Annotated in this window: 18 protein-coding genes; 1 reads left to right on the top strand and 17 read right to left on the bottom strand. The window is 63.7% G+C overall.

What is annotated here, in order from left to right; genetic code table 11:
* Nucleotides 1-5: 5 nt before the first annotated feature.
* The 5 genes from NZ993_07120 to NZ993_07100 are packed head-to-tail and all read right to left on the bottom strand — an operon-like array spanning nucleotide 6 to nucleotide 5,936.
* Nucleotides 6-1,043: an endonuclease/exonuclease/phosphatase family protein gene (locus NZ993_07120; GenBank protein ID MCS7155560.1), complete on the bottom strand. Its 1,038-nt coding sequence runs from the start codon at nucleotides 1,041-1,043 to the stop codon at nucleotides 6-8.
* A 7-nt stretch (nucleotides 1,044-1,050) separates the two neighbouring features.
* Nucleotides 1,051-3,087, bottom strand: a complete 2,037-nt coding sequence (gene ftsH, locus NZ993_07115; GenBank protein MCS7155559.1) for an ATP-dependent zinc metalloprotease FtsH — start codon at nucleotides 3,085-3,087, stop codon at nucleotides 1,051-1,053.
* 57 nt (nucleotides 3,088-3,144) lie between these two features.
* Complete coding sequence (locus tag NZ993_07110) at nucleotides 3,145-4,173, bottom strand: DMT family transporter (GenBank protein MCS7155558.1); 1,029 nt, start codon at nucleotides 4,171-4,173, stop codon at nucleotides 3,145-3,147.
* Nucleotides 4,149-5,204 carry a thiamine-phosphate kinase gene (gene thiL / locus NZ993_07105; GenBank protein ID MCS7155557.1) on the bottom strand — a complete coding sequence of 352 codons (1,056 nt, stop codon included), beginning with the start codon at nucleotides 5,202-5,204 and terminating at the stop codon, nucleotides 4,149-4,151. Before thiL ends, NZ993_07110 begins: the two co-directional genes overlap by 25 nt.
* 30 nt (nucleotides 5,205-5,234) lie before the next feature.
* Nucleotides 5,235-5,936 carry a ribonuclease H-like domain-containing protein gene (locus NZ993_07100; protein ID MCS7155556.1) on the bottom strand — a complete coding sequence of 234 codons (702 nt, stop codon included), beginning with the start codon at nucleotides 5,934-5,936 and terminating at the stop codon, nucleotides 5,235-5,237.
* Nucleotides 5,937-6,539: 603 nt separating this feature from the next.
* On the opposite strand from NZ993_07100, the gene NZ993_07095 reads away from it, so the two are divergent.
* Nucleotides 6,540-6,791, top strand: coding sequence for a hypothetical protein (locus NZ993_07095; protein ID MCS7155555.1), 252 nt, complete (start codon nucleotides 6,540-6,542; stop codon nucleotides 6,789-6,791).
* Between the two features lie 84 nt (nucleotides 6,792-6,875).
* On the opposite strand, the gene NZ993_07090 is transcribed toward NZ993_07095, so the two are convergent.
* The 12 genes from NZ993_07090 to NZ993_07035 all read right to left on the bottom strand — a co-directional run.
* Nucleotides 6,876-7,496, bottom strand: coding sequence for a 4'-phosphopantetheinyl transferase superfamily protein (locus NZ993_07090; protein ID MCS7155554.1), 621 nt, complete (start codon nucleotides 7,494-7,496; stop codon nucleotides 6,876-6,878).
* On the bottom strand, nucleotides 7,493-7,951 hold the full coding sequence (gene bcp, locus NZ993_07085; GenBank protein MCS7155553.1) for a thioredoxin-dependent thiol peroxidase: 459 nt from the start codon (nucleotides 7,949-7,951) through the stop codon (nucleotides 7,493-7,495). Before bcp ends, NZ993_07090 begins: the two co-directional genes overlap by 4 nt.
* Nucleotides 7,914-8,729, bottom strand: a complete 816-nt coding sequence (locus NZ993_07080) for a DUF547 domain-containing protein (GenBank protein MCS7155552.1) — start codon at nucleotides 8,727-8,729, stop codon at nucleotides 7,914-7,916. Before NZ993_07080 ends, bcp begins: the two co-directional genes overlap by 38 nt.
* Before the next feature lie 17 nt (nucleotides 8,730-8,746).
* Nucleotides 8,747-9,817: a hypothetical protein gene (locus NZ993_07075; protein MCS7155551.1), complete on the bottom strand. Its 1,071-nt coding sequence runs from the start codon at nucleotides 9,815-9,817 to the stop codon at nucleotides 8,747-8,749.
* Nucleotides 9,814-10,845 (bottom strand): acyl transferase, encoded by a 1,032-nt coding sequence (locus NZ993_07070; GenBank protein ID MCS7155550.1) that lies wholly within the window; start codon nucleotides 10,843-10,845, stop codon nucleotides 9,814-9,816. The genes NZ993_07075 and NZ993_07070 overlap by 4 nt, the downstream gene beginning before the upstream one ends.
* A gap of 4 nt (nucleotides 10,846-10,849) precedes the next feature.
* Nucleotides 10,850-11,494 carry a 7-carboxy-7-deazaguanine synthase QueE gene (locus NZ993_07065; GenBank protein MCS7155549.1) on the bottom strand — a complete coding sequence of 215 codons (645 nt, stop codon included), beginning with the start codon at nucleotides 11,492-11,494 and terminating at the stop codon, nucleotides 10,850-10,852.
* A complete protein-coding gene (locus NZ993_07060) occupies nucleotides 11,481-11,870 on the bottom strand; it encodes a 6-carboxytetrahydropterin synthase (protein ID MCS7155548.1) in 390 nt (129 codons plus the stop codon). The genes NZ993_07065 and NZ993_07060 overlap by 14 nt, the downstream gene beginning before the upstream one ends.
* Before the next feature lie 81 nt (nucleotides 11,871-11,951).
* Nucleotides 11,952-12,431, bottom strand: coding sequence for an NUDIX domain-containing protein (locus NZ993_07055; GenBank protein MCS7155547.1), 480 nt, complete (start codon nucleotides 12,429-12,431; stop codon nucleotides 11,952-11,954).
* An 87-nt stretch (nucleotides 12,432-12,518) separates the two neighbouring features.
* Complete coding sequence (locus tag NZ993_07050; GenBank protein ID MCS7155546.1) at nucleotides 12,519-14,096, bottom strand: acyl-CoA carboxylase subunit beta; 1,578 nt, start codon at nucleotides 14,094-14,096, stop codon at nucleotides 12,519-12,521.
* 131 nt (nucleotides 14,097-14,227) lie between these two features.
* The gene (locus tag NZ993_07045; protein MCS7155545.1) at nucleotides 14,228-14,776 is read right to left on the bottom strand and encodes a hypothetical protein; all 549 of its coding nucleotides are present in this window, start codon (nucleotides 14,774-14,776) and stop codon (nucleotides 14,228-14,230) included.
* A 17-nt stretch (nucleotides 14,777-14,793) separates the two neighbouring features.
* Nucleotides 14,794-16,260, bottom strand: coding sequence for an NADP-dependent isocitrate dehydrogenase (locus tag NZ993_07040; GenBank protein MCS7155544.1), 1,467 nt, complete (start codon nucleotides 16,258-16,260; stop codon nucleotides 14,794-14,796).
* Nucleotides 16,261-16,491: 231 nt separating this feature from the next.
* Nucleotides 16,492-17,443 (bottom strand): hypothetical protein (locus tag NZ993_07035; protein MCS7155543.1); only part of this gene is annotated, 952 nt, incomplete at its 5' end.

Here is a 17,443-nt window from a genome sequence, read left to right as displayed (position 1 = left end):
GCGCATCAGGGCCAGAGCGTCCACTTTCCCAGCAGGGGCCGGTGATCGGAGGCCCAGGTGGGCTTCGCCTCCAGCGTCAGGGGCCGAAGGCCCGCCGTATACCACTGATAGTCGATGCGCAACAGGGGCTTTGCGGCGCTGTAGGTGCCTCCCCATCCCCACCCCGCAGTCCGATGCGCGTCCCGCAAGACCCGACGCAGGCGCACGTAGTACCGGTCAAAGGGAGTGGTGTTGAAGTCCCCGGCCAGCAGCACCGGATAAGGGGAGCGGTTGACGATGGCCAAGAGTTCCTCAAGCTCTCGGCCGCGCGCGCGCCAGCCATATCTCATTTGGCTCAGCCAAGTGCGCCAGCGGTCCCAGGAAAAAGCTCCTCGCCAGGGCTTTTCTGAGCCGGTCGTGTAGAGGTGCACCGTGATCAGGCGCACGATGCGCCCTTGAACGGCCACATCGGCCATGAGCCCGGAGCCGGGTCGTCCCCCCAGATTCAGCCGGCGCACCCGCACAAAAGGCCAGCGCGAGGCCACAAGTAACCCGTAGCTAGCCCAAGCCTCTTGCCGATCCGGTGCGAAGGCCACATGGTAGCCGTGCGCACGCAGCGCATGCCGAAAGTCTCCGTAACGGATGGGATCTTGCGCGATAAGCGCGGGGCCGCTGTTTTGCACCTCCTGTAGCAGGACCAGATCGGGCTCATCTCGCAGAATCGCCTCCAGCACAGGAGCAAACCCTGAAGCAGCGCCGTGGACGTTCCAGCTCAACACGCCAAAGGCGGCCTGGGTATCGCGGACCTCCTCCGGTCCCCAAGGTCGCCAACCGGCCTGAAGTAAAGTGCCCGCGCCGCAGAGAAGCGCTAGCGCGGCTATCCCCCATCGACGGGCCAGAGCGGCCCACAGCAGGAGCCCCAAACCCAACAGGGCCCATGCGGGAAGGCTTAGCGCCCAGAGCGCTTCCCAAAACGAGGGGGAATCCAGCACGTAAAGCGATGCCCACGCCCCGAGCACCCCGGTTGCCCATAGGAGCGCGGCTCCGTACAGGAATATGCGCATGCGCAGACTAGGCTTGGGCCGGCAGGCTTCCGGTGGAGGGTTCTACGTGGGCTCCCTCATCTGAGGGGATCGGCTCCTGCCGCTGAGCCGCGCCGTCTGGAACGTTGTTGGCGGAGCGGGCCTTGGCGTGAGGACGGGGACCGAGCAGCTTTTCGATGTCCTCCTGCACGAGCACCTCCCGCTGAAGCAGCTCCTGAGCCAGGCGCTCCAGCAGCTCGCGCTTCGCCTCCAGCAGCTCCCGCGTGCGCCGATAGGCCTCATCGACGATGCGCTTGACCTCTTGATCGATGAGCCGGGCGGTCTCTTCGCTGTAGCGCCTCTCCACCGTCAGGCCCGTGAGAAAGTTTTGGTTTTCGGAGTCCATAAACGAAAGGTTCCCCAGGGCCTGGCTCATGCCGTAGACCGTCACCATGGCGTAGGCCATTTTGGTGATGCGCTCCAGGTCATTGGAGGCGCCCGTGGAGATGCGCCCGAAGACGATCTCTTCGGCTACGCGGCCGCCTAGCAGGGCGCAGATCCGATCCATGAGCTCCTCCTTGGTCATGAGGTAGCGATCCTCCAGAGGGGTCTGCAGCGTGTAGCCCAGCGCGGCCAATCCTCGAGGGACGATCGAGACCTTGAGCACCGGATCGGAGTGCTCCAGGAACCAGCTCACAACGGCATGCCCGGCTTCGTGATAGGCGACGATTTTGCGCTCCTCGGGGCTGATGAGCTTGTTTTTCTTCTCCAGGCCCGCGATCACGCGTTCGATCGCATCCTGAAAGTCCTCTTGTTCGATGGCCTCCTTGCCGCGGCGTGAGGCCAGTAGGGCCGCCTCGTTGCAGACGTTGGCGATCTCGGCCCCCGCGAAGCCCGGCGTTTGCGCGGCCAGCCGCCACAGGTCGACCTCCGGAGACAGGATCAGGCCCCGGGTATGCACGCGGAAGATGTCGTATCGACCCTTCAGGTCAGGTTTGTCGATCAGAATCTGCCGGTCGAAACGCCCGGGACGCAGCAGGGCCGGATCCAGAATGTCCGGGCGGTTCGTGGCGGCCATGATGATGACGCCTTTATCCGTGTGAAAGCCGTCCATTTCGACCAGGAGCTGGTTGAGCGTGTTTTCGCGCTCATCGTTGGCGCCGATCCAGATGCCTCGGCCTCGGCTGCGTCCGATGGCGTCGATCTCATCGATGAAAATGATACAGGGGGCCTTCTCCTTTGCTTGTCGGAAGAGATCCCGCACCCGGGCCGCGCCGACACCTACAAACATCTCGACAAAGTCTGAGCCGGAGATGCTGAAGAAGGGCACGTTCGCCTCCCCGGCCACGGCCTTGGCCAGCAGCGTCTTGCCCGTGCCAGGGGGGCCGACGAGCAGAACGCCCTTGGGGAGCTTGCCGCCCAGCTTGGTGAACTTTTTGGGGTTTTTCAGAAACTCAACGATCTCCTTGACCTCCTCGATGGCTTCATCCAGACCGGCCACATCCTTGAAGGTGACCTTGTTTTCCGCGTTTTGGTCGAAGAGGATCGCCTTGTTCTTGCCTATGTTCAGCACCTGCTGACCCGGATTCATGCGGCGCAAGATGAAAAGCCATAGCGCGATCAAGATGACCAGGGGCAGAATCCAGGTTAGCAAGCCCGTCATCCAATTGTCTTCGTAGCGAACGGAGTAGGTGATTTTATGCTCATCTAGGAGCTGGGTCAGGTCGTCGTCCGGCAGCCTTGTGGTGCGGAAAGCGCGGCGCTGCTGGGCGGTCTCCCGCACAAGCCCAGATCGCGGGCTGGGCAGACGCACCAGCCCCTCCCGCACGGCAGCTTCGGTAAAGAGTCCCTCCACAATACGCTCGTTGACGATCACGACGCGCTCTACGTAGCCCTTGCGCACGTAATCCCGGAATTGGCTATAGGGGATCGTATTGTGTTCGCGGGGGGTGAAAAAGTAAAACTGCGCGATGAGCAAGCCCAGGAAGATCGCCACGTAGATCCAGATCGGAAACCTGCCCGGCCTCCGCTCATCGGAGCGAGGGTCTCGGTTAAAGGAAAACGGGTTGCGGGGCTCGTTTGCCATGGATCGTATCGCCGATGACTTCGTCCGCCGATTTAACGGCGTTTTCAGCCAAATGTTCTACGCCTCTGGTCGGGCTGAAACCATGAGGGCCCCAACAATAAGCACGCCACCGAACCAAGCATGCAATCCAAGGCGTTCTCCGAGCAGCAGGAAAGCCACCAGAGCGGCAAAAAGCGGCTCGGTGGCGAAAATCAGCGCCGCACGGGTCGGGGTGGTCTGTCGCTGAAAGCGCGTCTGCAACCACGTCGTCAACACCGTAGCCACTAGGGCCAGATAAAGGAGCCCACCCCACAGAGCGGGATGAGGATACAGGCGAATCGGAAACCAGGGCAACAGCAACAGGGCCATCGCCCCGACCACGGCTAATTGCATCCACGTAAGCGCCCCGGCCGGTGCGCGGGCGCTATAGTGATCCAGCTCCACAATATACACGGCCCAGACAAACGCGGCGGCGAGCGTAAGCCCCTCCCCTATGCCGAAGGAGACGGCTTCGGCCCGCAGCACAGCCCATAGGCCCAGACCCACCAAAAGGGCACCTAGCATAGGGAGCTTGTGGACCCGGGCCAACCAGAGCAAGCCCAACCCTATCAGAACGAAACCCCCAAGCGCTTGTTCGCTCATATGCCAGGTGGATAGGGAGAGGCAGTATAGGCCCGCAAGGGCCATGCCCACGCCGAGAAAAGCCCTCGGGCCCGGAAGGCCGCGTCCAAGCAGGTGCTCCAGCAGGGGCGTAAAGGCGGTCGAGGTGCCCGTGATGAAGGCGGACATGCTAGCCGTGGTCCACAAAAGCCCCGCTGTTTGCAGCACAAAGCCCAGGCCCAGCCAGAAGCCCAGCCGCAGCCCAGCGCCCCAGGCCGAGCGGTCCAGACGCATGCGCCAGGGGCGTACCCAGAGGGAAAGAAACCCCAAGGCAAAGAGAAAGCGAAAAGCCAAAAACACAAGTGGGCTAGCGTACGCAAGCCCCACCTTGACGGCCGTGAACGTAGTACCCCAAACGGCGGCCATGCCGAGCAACACCGACTCAGCCCTCACAGTCCGGATGCGCCGCCCTCGAACGGCCTCTACGCCGAGCTCGGGCCTTTCCATCCGTGCGCCTCCAACGCCGTAAGCCGTCCGTCGGGGTACTCGATTTGGATCCCCTCGGAGGCCTCCGTGAAACGGCCGATCACGGTCACAGCCTGTGTGACCGCCTCAAGGGTAGGCCAATCCGACTCCGCTAACGCAAAGAGCAGCTCGTAGTCCTCCCCCCCGTACAGGGCGTACACCTCCGGATCGTCATCGAGCTCCTCAGCCACGGCGCGCGTGGCGAGATCAATCGGTATGGCGCTGGCCCGAATTCGGGCCCCCACGCCACTGGCCCGACACAGGGCGTGCAGGGCCGCGGCCAGCCCCTGGGAGATGTCCGTCATCGCTCGGGGAAGCACGCCGGCCATCTCGAAGGCGACCACCACGTCCAGCCGCGCCAAGGGGACCAGCTGGCGCTCCACCACATACCGATACGGGCTCAAATCGGGAAGCCCCAGTTCCGGATGGGCCTCGTAGCGGTCTTTTTCTCGCAACAAGATTTGCAACCCCGCATACGCGCCCCCCAAGTCCCCGGAGACGCAGACCAGGTCGCCCGGACAGGCCCCGCGCCGATACGTTACAGCCGACTCCGCCGCCTCTCCTACGACGGTTATGGCCAACTCCAAACCCCGGGGGGAGGGAACGGTCTGGCCACCGACGAGCGCGCACCCATAAAGGGCGCATGCGCGCTGGAGCCCCCGGTAAAGCTCCTCCAGCATCTCAACCGAGACTTGATTGGGCACGGCGATGGCGACGAGCGCGTACCTGGGCCGGCCGTTCATAGCGACTACGTTGCTTACCGGTCCAACCATCACCTTGGCCCCCAGGTGCGCGAAAGGTGTAAGGGCCGGATCGAAGTGCACGCCTTCGAGCAAAAACCCCGCGCTCAGCAGGTGCACCCGACCCGGGTGCACGCGATAAACAGCGGCGTCGTCACCTATGCCTTGCACCAGAACCGGATCCTCTGCCGCCGGAAGCATCCTCTTCAAGCGCTCGATGAGCTCCGGTAGCCCGATCTGGGCGATCGGGGTGAAGCGCTTTCCTTCCGCCATCGCGATGCTTTCCGTTAAGGGGCCATCCAGCTACTCACCGCCCTCCACAAAGCTCGGGTACAAACGCCGGATGCGAGCAAAGCAGGCCAGCGTGGCCCGCACGTCGGCCTCGCAGTAACGCCGTACGGCCTCGATCCCCTCGGTGCGCAGCAGCTCCTCGACGGACTCGCCCTGCCCATAGGCCTTGGGGCTAGGCAGGCCCAGAAGCGCGCAGAGATCCTCCAGGTCTACGTTTACGGACGCATCCGCAAACAGCGCCCAAAGGTCGCAATGAGGGCGATTTCGGTATCGGTGCCTCGTGAGCAGATCGGCCCGCGTGGGCCTGAGGCCGTGATAGAGGGTACGGGCCAGCAGAAACGGCGCGTCAAAACGCTTGCCGTTGAACGTGATCCATTGGATCGGCATATCCGCCGGAAAACGCTCCAAATCCGCCCAGAAGGCCTCTAGCATCGCCCGCTCCAGCTCCGGCTGAGGGGCCAGATACGAACGCGGCTCGTTGGGGGCTTCGGGGTCATCAGGGGCGCGGATAACCGAAATGCACACGATCCAACCTAGCAGCGGATGTAAGCTGGCCGCCCTGCGCCGCAACGCGTCTGCATCCAGCTCCGGAGCCCGCTGGCCGTGTCGGCGCATCTCAAGCCGCAGGCGCTCCAGATGACGATCGGAGAGATGGGACTCAGGAAGCGGACACGTCTCAAGATCCCAGGCGATGTAGGTCACCGAAGCTCGCACCCGGGTAAATTAACACGCCTTTGCACCGGAGCGCCAGACCGGGGCACTTTGAGCCCGGATGTTTCCGCTTTATCTACGGGCGCATCTGTTGGCGCGCCGCCCTCTCGGCAGCGGAGAGCATACCCTGCAGAGCCTACGAGGGAGCGGCTTCTTGAACAGAGCCATGAGGGGGCAGGCGGATGACCCTCTCTTTAGGGGATCGCGCTCCGTGGATGCAGGATGCGGTACTGGGAAGCTCTGAAACCTTGCACGAAGAGGGGTGCGCATTACGGGTCCCGCCTTCAGGGATAGCGCCGGCCCCAAAAGTCGACCCTTGCGCCCGGTAAGCCCATACCCCCAGGAAATTGGAGCAGGGGTTAGGAGGAGCTCAAAAGCCAGCCGCAGGCTCTACTTAACAGAGCATGCCCGAACGGGAGCGGCGCACTTCGGCCTTGCATATGAAGGCCTACGTTCTTTGCGTTCATCCGCGCTGTGGCACTCGCACACGTTAGCTGCTCTGCAAGAGGCGTTCGGTTGCTGTGGCCGAAACCCGAAACCGAAAGTCGACCCTTTAGGCTCGGCGGCTTGCCCTCTGCGATCAGCCCACTCTGGCGAAAGCGGGGCTTGAGGTCGCCTTCCTACGCTAGTGGGCTGCGGAAGCGAACCGGTCTGCTTGTGCTTGTGCGCAGCCGATACCTGTGGGCCGCCACCGACACCGCGCTGTGCTTCAGACGGCGCCGCATCGCCCTCCACCAAAAAGCAGAGCTCGGGCCAAAGGACCGATATCGCCCTGCGCTGCGGGATACCCGTGATCCTCGGCGTCTTATGATCGACCTTCCGGGATCTCCTGTGGTGCCCGTATCCGAACTTTCCTGAGGAAGAACGTTACCCTCTGAGCTTCCTATAGCAATGGAATCAAGGCTTACGAGGGCGCCAGCGGCTTTAGGCCCGTCCGAAGGCCTAATCCCAGGACAGCGCCAACCAAAATCGATCCGGCAGGCGCCGCAACAGGGCCTTTAAGCGCACCCCGTAGCCGTGCAGAAAAAGCGCGCCTGCTTCCTCAAGCAGGCGCAGCTTGCGCGGAGATCGGCGCAGACCCGATCCGAGCGCCTTAAGACCGGCCTCTTTCAGAACCCAAACGGCCAAAGCCGGCGCCTCGGGGGCCCACCGGCGCGCAATCGCCGCCTCGGCTTCGTCTGCGATCCGCCGCATCAGCTCAAGGGGCACCGGTCGGTCGGCCTCCACATCTACGCCCACCGAGCCGCCCCGACGCAGGGCCGCCACCACAAGCCCCTTTGTGTGCGCGATGCTCAGGGTCCATTCTTGAAGGGCATCGCCTGCGCAGACAAGCACCGGACGCCCGTCGGCATCCGCCAGTACCTCGATGGAATCGCGGCCGCCCAGCCAGCTCCAAAGCCGACGCACCACGCATCGGCCGGCCCAGAACTGTCGGGCGCGATCCGGATGCCGGATCGCGCCGCATAGCAAACGCTCGCGCTCCGAGAGCTCCCCCCACCCCGCGGAGGCCTCCTCAAGGGGCATCCACAGCACCCACGCGGGGCCCAGGCGCTCGGCGTTCATGGCAAAACGGCCAGGATCTGCTCGGCGTGCGCACTTGTGCGCACCTTCTGAAAGATGTGCGCTATGCGGCCCTCCTCATCGATCAGGAACGTGGTGCGCCGCACCCCTATGAACGTGCGCCCATATAAGGAGCGTTCCCCCCAGACGCCGTACTGTTGCGCGATTTTCCCTTCGGGATCAGATAAGAGCAAAAAGGGAAGCCCGTGCTTTTCGGCAAAGCGGCGATGGCTTTCCACCCCGTCGGGGCTTACCCCGATTACCACAAGGCCTCGGCGCAAAAGCTCCTCGTGGTGATCTCGCAGGCTGCAGGCCTCCTGGGTGCAGCCCGGGGTGCCGTCCTTGGGGTAGAAATACAGAACCACTTTACGGCCCCGAAAGTCCGACAGCCGCACCGGGCGGCCGTGCTGATCATAGGCCTCAAAGTCGGGGGCCTGATCTCCTACGCGCAGCGTCATGTGAAACCCTCCGGCTGGTGGGTTGGTCTAGACTCCAATCGTAAGGCAGGTAGCGAATCCGGTAGCCGTCGTAAGCCAGTCGAGCGGCGACAGAACCCTCAAAATACGGCGCAAGCCAGCGCTGTACGGACCCCGCCTGCCGGGCGAAGAGCCCCGCGTGCCATTCGAAAAGGCGCGAGAGCCGAATCGTGCGGGGCGAATCCGGGATGCGGTTGTAGCGGCGCAAAAAAAGCCGCACCTGGTCCTCCAGCTGCTCCTCTAGGCGCTCAGCCCGATAGGCTTCGGGCCTGAGGGGCGGCCCTCCCCGGGCGGGTCGATACAGGGCAAACAGCCAGCGCGGATCCCGCTCTAGGGCCCGCAAGCTATCGTAGATGGACCGAAGGGATATGGGTCGCCCCAGCCGCTTGAATCGGGGCGCATCCCAAAAGGAGCGCCACCCGGGTATGTGCAACCCCAGTAGGCCGTGGCCTTCCAGCACTGACCGTCGGGGCGCATCCAAAAGCACGGCGTAAACCGTGGCCGCATTCCAGAAGTTGATCCAATAGGCCGCCCGCTGCGCGGTTGAGGCCCGACTTAAGGAGAAGCGATCTAGCCGATCCAGGTAGCGACGCAGGAGGGCCGTATCGGCTCGGAAGGCCTCGTAATCCACCGCTCCATCGGAGCGCACGTAAAGCCTAAGCAGCCGATCCCAGACCTGGTGCGCCCCCTGAGCCGCCCCGGGCTGAGCGAAGCCTCCCAAGACCAGCAGGGCACACCAGCTTAGCGCTCTCCTCCGCATGCGCCTGAGCCCCCAGCTTAGGCCGCCTGTTGGGCGCGAGGTCGTAGCATCCGCAGAAACGCCACGGTATCTCGTCCGTCTGGGCGCCAGTCCAGGGCCGGGCATTGCGCCTCTCCGGGTCGGGCCCAGAGGCCCTCCCAGCCCGGGGGCGGCTCCGAACGGGCGATCACCACCTGTAGACGACTCCGATGGCACTCAAGCCAGTCGAGCACCTCTTGCGGGCTCTCGTATACCGCCCAGCGCAAGTGCCCGGGCCTAAGCGGCTCCGGAGGACCTACGGATAGCACCCCGCCCGGATCGGACCACGATTTACCGAGCCAAGGCCTGAGCGCCTCGTACAGGGCCCGCTCCGAGCGCAGCTCCTTCAGAAGCGCTTCTGAGGGGGGGAACCGGCGTCGGAACTCCGCGTAAGCCCGCCACAGCCGCTCGGGATCCAGCCCGGCCGGAGCCCAAACAAGAGAGACGCTTCTGCAGCCGTGCCCTTCATATAGCCAGACGTCGTGGGCCAGCCCGAGAAAATCCGCCTCATCCCAGTCGGACGTAGACCAGGCCACGCCGAACCGATGCCCGCGCACAAGCAGACGCTCGGGGGAAAGCCCCGCGCGCCGAGCGAGAGCGCGCACCCAGGAGGCCGTCTGATCGGATCCGGAGGCGATAAGGCCGTCGACCGACGACATTGCGGGCTCAAGCTCCTCGACCCAGCGCAGCGGAAGCTCCGGAAAGCGCCGGCGCCAGTCCTCGCAGAAGGCCACAAGCAGGGCTCGATCCCGCCGTGAAGGACGCGACCAGGCCTCATGACCCACAAGCAGCGTGGCCAGCAGATCCTCCAGTCCCACCATGGGCAGGTTGCCCGGATGCAACAGCAGCACCCGAGCGGGATCCGAAACGAGTTCAGGTCCCAGCCAGCGCCGGAGCGCCTCAAGTTCGAGATCATGCAGGCGCGTATCCAACCTGTAGCGGATCGTCTCCGGGCTAAAGAACGGGTTTTCTCGGAGGGCCGCCTCCTCGGCGGCGCGGCGCACGGGATAGGAGGAGTTGCGCCATAGGCGAACCGTCTCCAGAAGCGCCTCCCAGAGGGCTCCGCTCACAGGTCGCGCTCCAACAACAGGTTACAGCCTCGCAGGGGGGCGCCCTCTAAGCGCCCGATCACCTCGAAGCCCTCAGCCCGGCGCACGGCCAGGTCCTGGGTCTGGATCGCGCATACGCTCCAGTAATTGGCCAGGTCCACCAGCACCAGGGCTCCGGGTTCGCCCTCGGGCAGCTCCGGACCAAGGGGATCTTCGGGGCTGACAACCCGAAAGCGCATCCAGCTGGGAGGATAGAAGACCTCCCCGCCGCGGCTATAAGCCTGGCTGAGCAGCTCCGTCATGCCGTACTCAGAGAGCACCTGCTGGCGCGCAAGCCCGAAACCTCGGGCCAGTAGCTCGTGCAGCTCGCCTCGCTCCAGCTCCCGCCTGCGGCCCTTCATACCGCCGGTCTCGATAACAAGGCTCTTGGGGGGAAGGGGAACGGGCCCATGGGTTTCCAAAAGCTCCAGCAGCCCAAAGGCCGCCCCGAAGAGCACGAACAAACTCCCGCTGCGGTCGGCTTCCTCGATGGCGCCTCGGAGTCGATCCAGGCTCGGATACGCAAAGCCGGAGCCCTGCCGGCCGAAGGCCTCTATGAGGCGCCGGACCATGTACAGCAACGAGGCATCGGGGCGCTCCGCGTAGCCGGGAAGCCAGGCGGCGAGCACCAGGGGTCCTGAGCCCACGGCTTGAGCGAAGTGCGTCAAAGCGGAGCGATCGTAGAAGCGCAGATCTTGCACGTAGTGCCGGCTGCGACCGGATGCGGTGGTGCCGCTACTCTGGAAGACCGCTTGGGCCCGCTCAGGTGGGCCTATGCAGACGGGAGCATGACGAAAAGCTTCCACAGGAAGGGGCGGGATTTGCCGCCAGCTGGTGATGAGGTTGGGCCGCACCCCCAAGGCGTTCAGATACGCTCGGTACACAGGGTTTTCCTGGGCCTGCAGGCGAAACGCCTCCAGGGCCAGACCCTCGAAGTCGGCCTCCGGGTCAGTAAAGCGAGCCCAAAAGCGCTCGGCCGCCTCTTGCAGCTCAGGTTTGGGCCAGATCACGACTTTATGGGATGTTCAGATACTTGTGCACTTGCAGGCTCAGACGCCACCGGGGGTGGGCTTGGATATAGCGCAGGATCGGCTCGATCATGTGCGGAGAGCCCCACTCGGGCTGCAAAAACAGCAGCGTCCCCTCTGGACAGCGGGCCGCATGGGCCTCGGCCCATCGAAAATCGCTTGCGTTCACCACCACCACCTTGAGTTCGCGCACATGTGGATAAATCTCCGGCACAGGGGGCTTGCGCTTCTTGGGGGAGAGCGTCAACCAGTCGACGTGACCGGAAAGCGGATAAGCCCCGCTTGTCTCCAGATGCACGCGCTTTCCGGAGGCCCGCAGCGCGCGTGTAAGCGGGCCCAGATCGTGCATGAGCGGCTCCCCGCCCGTAAGCACCACAATCGGAGTAGGTGCCCTCTGGGCGGCCTCCACCAGTTCCGAGACCGACGCGGTCGGATGCGCTGACGCATCCCAGGAGGCCTTTGTATCGCACCACCAGCAGCCCACGTCGCAGCCCGCCAGCCGAATAAAGTAGGCCGCATGCCCCGTCCAAGCGCCCTCCCCCTGAAGGGAGTAAAAATGCTCCACCACAGAGTAGCGGACCTCTAATGCCAAGGCGGGCTCCAGAAGATCGGGCGCTTCAAGACTCCTCATCGGTGTATTCGCACCAGCTGGTGGGCGTCTCCCAAACGGTGACCGTGAGCTTAACGCCCGTAGGCAGACGTTTTTTCGTCTCCCGATGCAAGTACTCGGCGATCCGCTCCGCCGTGGGCGGGGCCTCTAGGATATCGTTCAGATAGGCGTGATCCAGACCTCCGGCCTCAACGTCGGCTTTGGCCCAGCGCAGCTCGCGAAAGTCGCATACCATGTCCGGCGTGGGCAGGTATCGGCTCGGGTGCAGGCGGTCCGACTCGGCCACGATGCGCACCCGATACGTATGCCCATGCACCCGCCGACAGGGCCCCTCGTATTGCGGCAAGCTGTGAGCGGCCTCTATGGTGAACTCTGTATAGAGACGCCAACGGGGCATAGCATACTCGGGGCTTTACGCAAAATTACGCACAAACAGGACTCTTGTGCCGCACAGAAAAGCCCGAGACCGATCGGCAAATCAGCCCAGGGCCAGGGCCAGGGGGATTTCGAAGAGCTCCTCTGGAGCCCCTCCGGTGGCAAAGAGCTCGTGAACAAGCCGGATGAGCCGACGCTGTTCGGGCCATACCAAGAGCCGCACGGCCTCCTCAAGCCGAAACCAGCGGGCGTCGACATGCTCCGAAGAGAGCCGCACGCGGGCTTCGGGGGCCACCTCAGCGGCGAATACGGGGATAAGATTCAGCCGATCTTCAGCCCATTCGTAGAAGGCGTTCACCGAGGGCACGCTCCAGAACCGGCGTGGCTCTAGAGCCGTCTCCTCAGCTAGCTCCCGAAGCGCTGCGCGCCATGCGGATTCGCCCTCCCGGATCTTGCCTCCGATCATGCGCCAGGTGCCTGCATACGGACGATCAGGGGCCCGCTTGAGCAGCAGGTATTCCGGTTCGGAATCCGGAATCCGGTATACGTACACGTCCACTACGCGCAGCACAACTTGCGCCATCGATAGACCCTCTGCTCGTTGCGCGCACCGGAGTTTAGGGCCATGGAAAGCCTAGGCGCAAGGGCATCCCGCCGCCCCAGGTCGCCCTTAAGTTTGGATCACCCCGGGATTAAAGCGCGGCATCTCCGGATTGTGATCGGCCATTTCGACGCCGAGCGACAGGTACTGGCGGGTTTGGGCTGGCGAGATCAGCTCATCTACCCATAGTCGCGCCGCCGCGTACGTGGGCTGCATCTGCTGCTCGTAGCGCTCCTGAATCTGACGCAGCAGCTCCGCCCGCTCGGCCTCGCTTAACAGGCGTCCTTGCCGCTCCAGCTTGGAGACCTGAATTTGCAGCAGCGTCTTGGCCGCCTGCGCCCCTCCCATGACGGCGATCTGCGCCGTGGGCCAGGCGAAAATAAGCCTGGGATCGTAAGCCCTTCCGCACATGGCGTAGTTGCCAGCGCCGAAGGAGTTGCCCACGATAACCGTGAACTTGGGCACGGTCGAGTTGGCCACGGCGTTGACCATCTTGGCCCCGTCCTTGATGATGCCCCCATGTTCGGCGCGCGTTCCAACCATAAAGCCCGTCACATCCTGAAAGAACACAATCGGGACGCGCTTCTGGTTGCAGTTTAAAATGAAGCGGGCCGCCTTATCGGCCGAATCCGAGTAGATCACCCCGCCGATCTGCATTTCGCCCTTTCGGTTGCGCACGATCGCGCGCTGGTTGGCCACGATCCCCACGGCCCATCCGTCAATGCGGCCGTATCCGCAGATGATCGTCTTGCCGTATCCGGCTTTGTACTCCTCCAGCTCCGAGTCATCCAAAATGCGGGCCAGCACCTGGTACATATCGTATGGCTGGGCGGGGTCCTTAGGCAAAAGCCCCTCGATCTCCTCGGGCGCGTACCGGGGGGGTCGGGGCTCGGTCCTATTGAGGCCCGCTCGAGGGAAGGGGCCTAGCTTGTCGATGAGACGTCGGATCTGCGCGATGCAGGCCTCGTCATTGGACACCCTGTAGTCCGTTACCCCGCTGATCTCGGAGTGCGTTGTGGCGCCTCCCAGGGTTTCGACGTCGACCTCCTCTCCGATGGCGGCTTTTACCAAATACGGTCCGGCTAAAAAGACGCTGCCGGTGCCGTCTACGATCAGGGCCTCGTCGCTCATGATCGGCAGATACGCCCCTCCGGCCACGCAGGGCCCCATGATGGCCGCGATCTGCGGGATACCCATGCTGGACATAATGGCGTTGTTGCGGAAGATGCGCCCAAAGTGCTCCTTATCGGGAAAAACCTCATCCTGCATGGGCAGGTACACGCCCGCGGAGTCCACCAGATAAATGATGGGCAGCCGGTTTTCCATGGCGATCTCTTGGGCGCGCAGGTTTTTTTTGGCCGTGATCGGAAACCAGGCCCCGGCCTTCACGGTGGCGTCGTTGGCCACGATCACGCAAAGACGCCCGCAAACGCGCCCGATCCCCACGATGGTGCCGCCCGCTGGGCAGCCGCCCTCATCCTCGTACATGCCGTATCCCGCCCACAGGCCCAGCTCCATAAACCAGGTGCCCGGATCGATAAGGCGTTGGATGCGCTCTCGAGCCGTGAGCTTGCCTCGGGCATGCTCGCGGTCGATAGCCCTCTGTCCGCCGCCTTGACGGATGCGTTCTGCGATCGCCTGCAGCATACGCCAGCGGTTGCGGTGGTGATCGAAGCGGATCTCCACCTCCAGATCGCGTTTGAGCTCGGTTCCTAAAGCGGACATACTTCTACCCCGCCTTTGCAACGAAAAAGAGGCGCAAAGGGGTAGAGCTCCCTCTATGGAACCTGCCGAGGGGGAACCCCACGGGGCGGGGCTTCTAGCCCCGGTGAACGCACGTAGTACGTGTCGGGGTCTCCGATCCAGGCTCCGATAAAGCCCCCCAGCAGGGCGCCGCCTCCGATCGACAGGGCGGCTCCTCCGAAGATCACCACTATGACGGCCGGCGCCAGGAGGGCGCAAGCCGGGCCATCGCAGCTTCCGTCGCGGGCCAGTTGCGCCAGTAAAGCCATCGCGGGAAGCAAGCCCACGCCGGCGCCTGCGGCGGCTCCCTTCCAGAAGCCCCGGGCCGCGTTACGAAACCGGATCCAGTCCAGCTCCCGCAGCGCATATGCGCGCCCGTCGGGTAGCTTAAGCGAATCGGCTGTTAGCTGAAAGCCTCGAAGGCGCCATTGGCGTCCGTCTGCAAAGCGCACTTGCGCCTCCTGGCGCCGCGCGCGCAGCGTCACGTCCCGATGTAGAGGCCCGTAGCGATCCACCTCGAGCAGGTGGGGGGTCCCACAGCCCGCCCAGAGCCCAACGCAGAGCCAAAGCCAACTTCGCCGCATAGTGGTCGGTTTGCGCCTTAATCCTCTCCCTGCGCCTTGGTGAAGGCAGGCGAACCGTCGAATTCCTGTAGTTTTTCCAGGTGCATCCAGCGAAGCCGGCCGCCGATGCGCCCCAAAAGCTCCAGAATCTGCGAGTCGGTGACCTCTTGGGAGCCGTCGCGCAACAGAAACCGGCATCGGTAGTGGTCCACCACGTCCGTGATGGCTCCCGTGGGGGGATAGACCTTGGTGCCGCGGTTGGATATCATCTTGAGTCGGAAGGGCGAGCCTTCGAGCACTTGCTCCAAGAGCTGTCCCAGGGGCTCGGGCAACAGCTCCGTCTCCACGAACACGTCCACGCCCACGACGCGGCGCGTGCGGGGCCGCACGGACACGGGATCGGCCGGGACTTGGGGCAGCCGAATGGACCGGTACTCTCGGACGCGGGCCGTGCGGGGCCGCCTGCCCAAGTTGGCGATGATGGCCTCGGTGTACTCGGTCGTTTTCGCCCCCTTATCGTAGCCCACCACGTCTCCCGTGCGCACTTTGCCCTCCTCGAGCGTGTACAGGACGGCGTTTTCGATCGTCGCGGCGGCCTCGAACTCCTCCAGGTAGCGCAGCATCATGACCATAGACAGGATCACGGCCGTCGGGTTGATCACGTTCTGCCCCGCGTACTTGGGCGCTGAGCCGTGTACGGCCTCGAAGATGGCAACCTCATTACCGATGTTGGCCGAGGGGGCAAAGCCCAATCCGCCGACCAGGGCGGAGGTTAGATCCGAAAGGATGTCCCCATTCATGTTCGTGGTCACGATGACCTCGAACTGCTCCGGACGCTTTACGAGCTGATGCGCGCAATTGTCCACGATGATGTGATGCGCCTCGATGTCCGGATACTCGGCCGCGACCTCTTCGAAGACGCGCTTGAGCATCCCCTCGGCGAGTTTCATGATGTTCGACTTGGTGGCGCAGTGCACGCGCTTGCGCCCCTCGGCACGGGCGAGTTCGAAGGCAAAGCGGACGATCTTCTCCGAACCCTTGCGGGAGATGAGTTTTAGCGTCTGCGCCACCCCCGGGGTCTGCATGTGCTCGATGCCCGCGTAGAGGTCTTCTACGTTTTCGCGCACGACCACTAGGTCGATGCCCCGGCCGCTGTACGGGGTTGGCACGTTGGGAAACTCCCGCACAGGGCGCACGTTGGCGTACGTCTCAAAGAGCTTGCGCAACGTCACGTTGGCGCTTTTCTCCCCGTATCCGACAGGCGTCTCCAAGGGCCCTTTGAGCACAACGCGCGTTTTGCGGATGGACTCGATGGTCTCAGGCGGCACGCCGGACTCCAGGCCCCTACGGAATACGCTCGCCCCCGCTTCGCGCACCTCCCAGGCGATCGGAGCACCGACGGCCTCGAGGATGCGCAAAGCGGACTCTATGCATTCGGGCCCGACGCCGTCGCCCGGTATGACGGTAATGAGCTTCTTGCCGGATTCTGTGGTGACATACGGCATAGATCCTATCTCCTTCAGAGGCTTGTCGGCATATTGCAGAGGATCTCTCAGCATCCGAGGGGCAAAGCCTCGGTGGATGAGCCCGGCGAGTATACGGAGGCCTTTGGGGGCTAGTCAAGCCGAAAGGGGCTGGATGGCGCATTCCGCGTCGCACCCCCTTCCGATAGCCGACCTCCCCAAAACGAAAAAAGCCCCCTTTCCAGGGGGCTCTTGGACAGAGGGCTTGAACTTCTACTGATGGGAAATCGGACCTCGCATCCGATCGGGCTCATACGGCACGTTGGCCTGCACGCGCGGAGCCACGTCACCGATATTGCCCCCGTGTGTGTAGACCTCGAGCCTGAGCGTCTCCAGCTCGTTGGCGGGAACGGGGTAATGGAGCGGCGTACCGGATACGAGCTCACCCCAGCCGCGCCGCGTAAAGTAGGCCAGCCCGGAGGTTACGACAAAATTCTCTAGGCGCCATTCGTACTTGAGCTTAGCCCACAGGGAGCCATCGCGCACTTGGCCTCGGCGCACATGTTCGATGTTGTGCGGATTGCCATCGGCTGGCGTGCCCACCCCATCGCTTAGCGCGGCGGGGGCCAGTCCGCCGTTTTCGACGCGCGTCTCGTTGATGATCTGCACCACCTCTTCAAGCCGCTGGTTGAGCCGCAACAGCCCCTCAGCCCGCAACAGCCGCATCTCGCGCGCGGTTACGAAAGGCATGGGACCGATCCCCCCGTTCTGCAAAAAGTAGAAGTAGCGAGAGTGAATGTAGCGGGACATCTTGTAGGTGCCGCGCGCGGCGGGCCACTGACTGGGCCCCACGAGGGTGAACTGGATCCGGCCTCCTCGGGCGTTAAGCGCGGTGCCCACGCGGCGATCTACGGGCTGCAAGATGAATTCGGTGCGCTGCTCTACGGGCTTGCTCAGCCAATCTAAGTAACCCGTTGACCCGTCGGTGGGACCTATGACCTTGTAGTCCACGCGAGCTGTGCGCTCTCGGGGCGCGTAAAAGGGCAGAGCGGCCCACCAAAGCTGATTATCGCCTTGGATGAAATAGTCCCGCGTCACGGCTCGGGAGATCCACTGCAGGATCTGGTTCCAGTTGACTTGCGCCCGCTCCTGCGGCGAACGCGCCACCGCGGCCTCATAACGGGCCAAAAACGCATAACACAAAGCCGCCAGATCCCGATTCGTC

Source organism: Bacteroidota bacterium (genome assembly GCA_025059945.1).
Taxonomy (GTDB): domain Bacteria; phylum Bacteroidota; class Rhodothermia; order JANXDC01; family JANXDC01; genus JANXDC01.
The sequence above is the reverse complement of the archived record's forward strand: the minus strand, read 5'-3'. Positions and strand labels throughout refer to the sequence as shown.

Excerpts from the sequence above, each read along its gene's own strand:
- NZ993_07120 (MCS7155560.1), bottom strand. The coding sequence starts at position 1,043 with ATGCGCATATTCCTGTACGGAGCCGCGCTCCTATGGGCAACCGGGGTG.
- bcp (MCS7155553.1), bottom strand. The coding sequence starts at position 7,951 with ATGACGCTGCGCGTAGGAGATCAGGCCCCCGACTTTGAGGCCTATGAT.
- thiL (MCS7155557.1), bottom strand. The coding sequence starts at position 5,204 with ATGGCGGAAGGAAAGCGCTTCACCCCGATCGCCCAGATCGGGCTACCG.
- NZ993_07065 (MCS7155549.1), bottom strand. The coding sequence starts at position 11,494 with ATGAGGAGTCTTGAAGCGCCCGATCTTCTGGAGCCCGCCTTGGCATTA.
- NZ993_07055 (MCS7155547.1), bottom strand. The coding sequence starts at position 12,431 with ATGGCGCAAGTTGTGCTGCGCGTAGTGGACGTGTACGTATACCGGATT.
- ftsH (MCS7155559.1), bottom strand. The coding sequence starts at position 3,087 with ATGGCAAACGAGCCCCGCAACCCGTTTTCCTTTAACCGAGACCCTCGC.
- NZ993_07060 (MCS7155548.1), bottom strand. The coding sequence starts at position 11,870 with ATGCCCCGTTGGCGTCTCTATACAGAGTTCACCATAGAGGCCGCTCAC.
- NZ993_07050 (MCS7155546.1), bottom strand. The coding sequence starts at position 14,096 with ATGCTGCAGGCGATCGCAGAACGCATCCGTCAAGGCGGCGGACAGAGG.
- NZ993_07040 (MCS7155544.1), bottom strand. The coding sequence starts at position 16,260 with ATGCCGTATGTCACCACAGAATCCGGCAAGAAGCTCATTACCGTCATA.
- NZ993_07110 (MCS7155558.1), bottom strand. The coding sequence starts at position 4,173 with ATGGAAAGGCCCGAGCTCGGCGTAGAGGCCGTTCGAGGGCGGCGCATC.
- NZ993_07080 (MCS7155552.1), bottom strand. The coding sequence starts at position 8,729 with ATGCGGAGGAGAGCGCTAAGCTGGTGTGCCCTGCTGGTCTTGGGAGGC.
- NZ993_07045 (MCS7155545.1), bottom strand. The coding sequence starts at position 14,776 with ATGCGGCGAAGTTGGCTTTGGCTCTGCGTTGGGCTCTGGGCGGGCTGT.
- NZ993_07090 (MCS7155554.1), bottom strand. The coding sequence starts at position 7,496 with ATGAACGCCGAGCGCCTGGGCCCCGCGTGGGTGCTGTGGATGCCCCTT.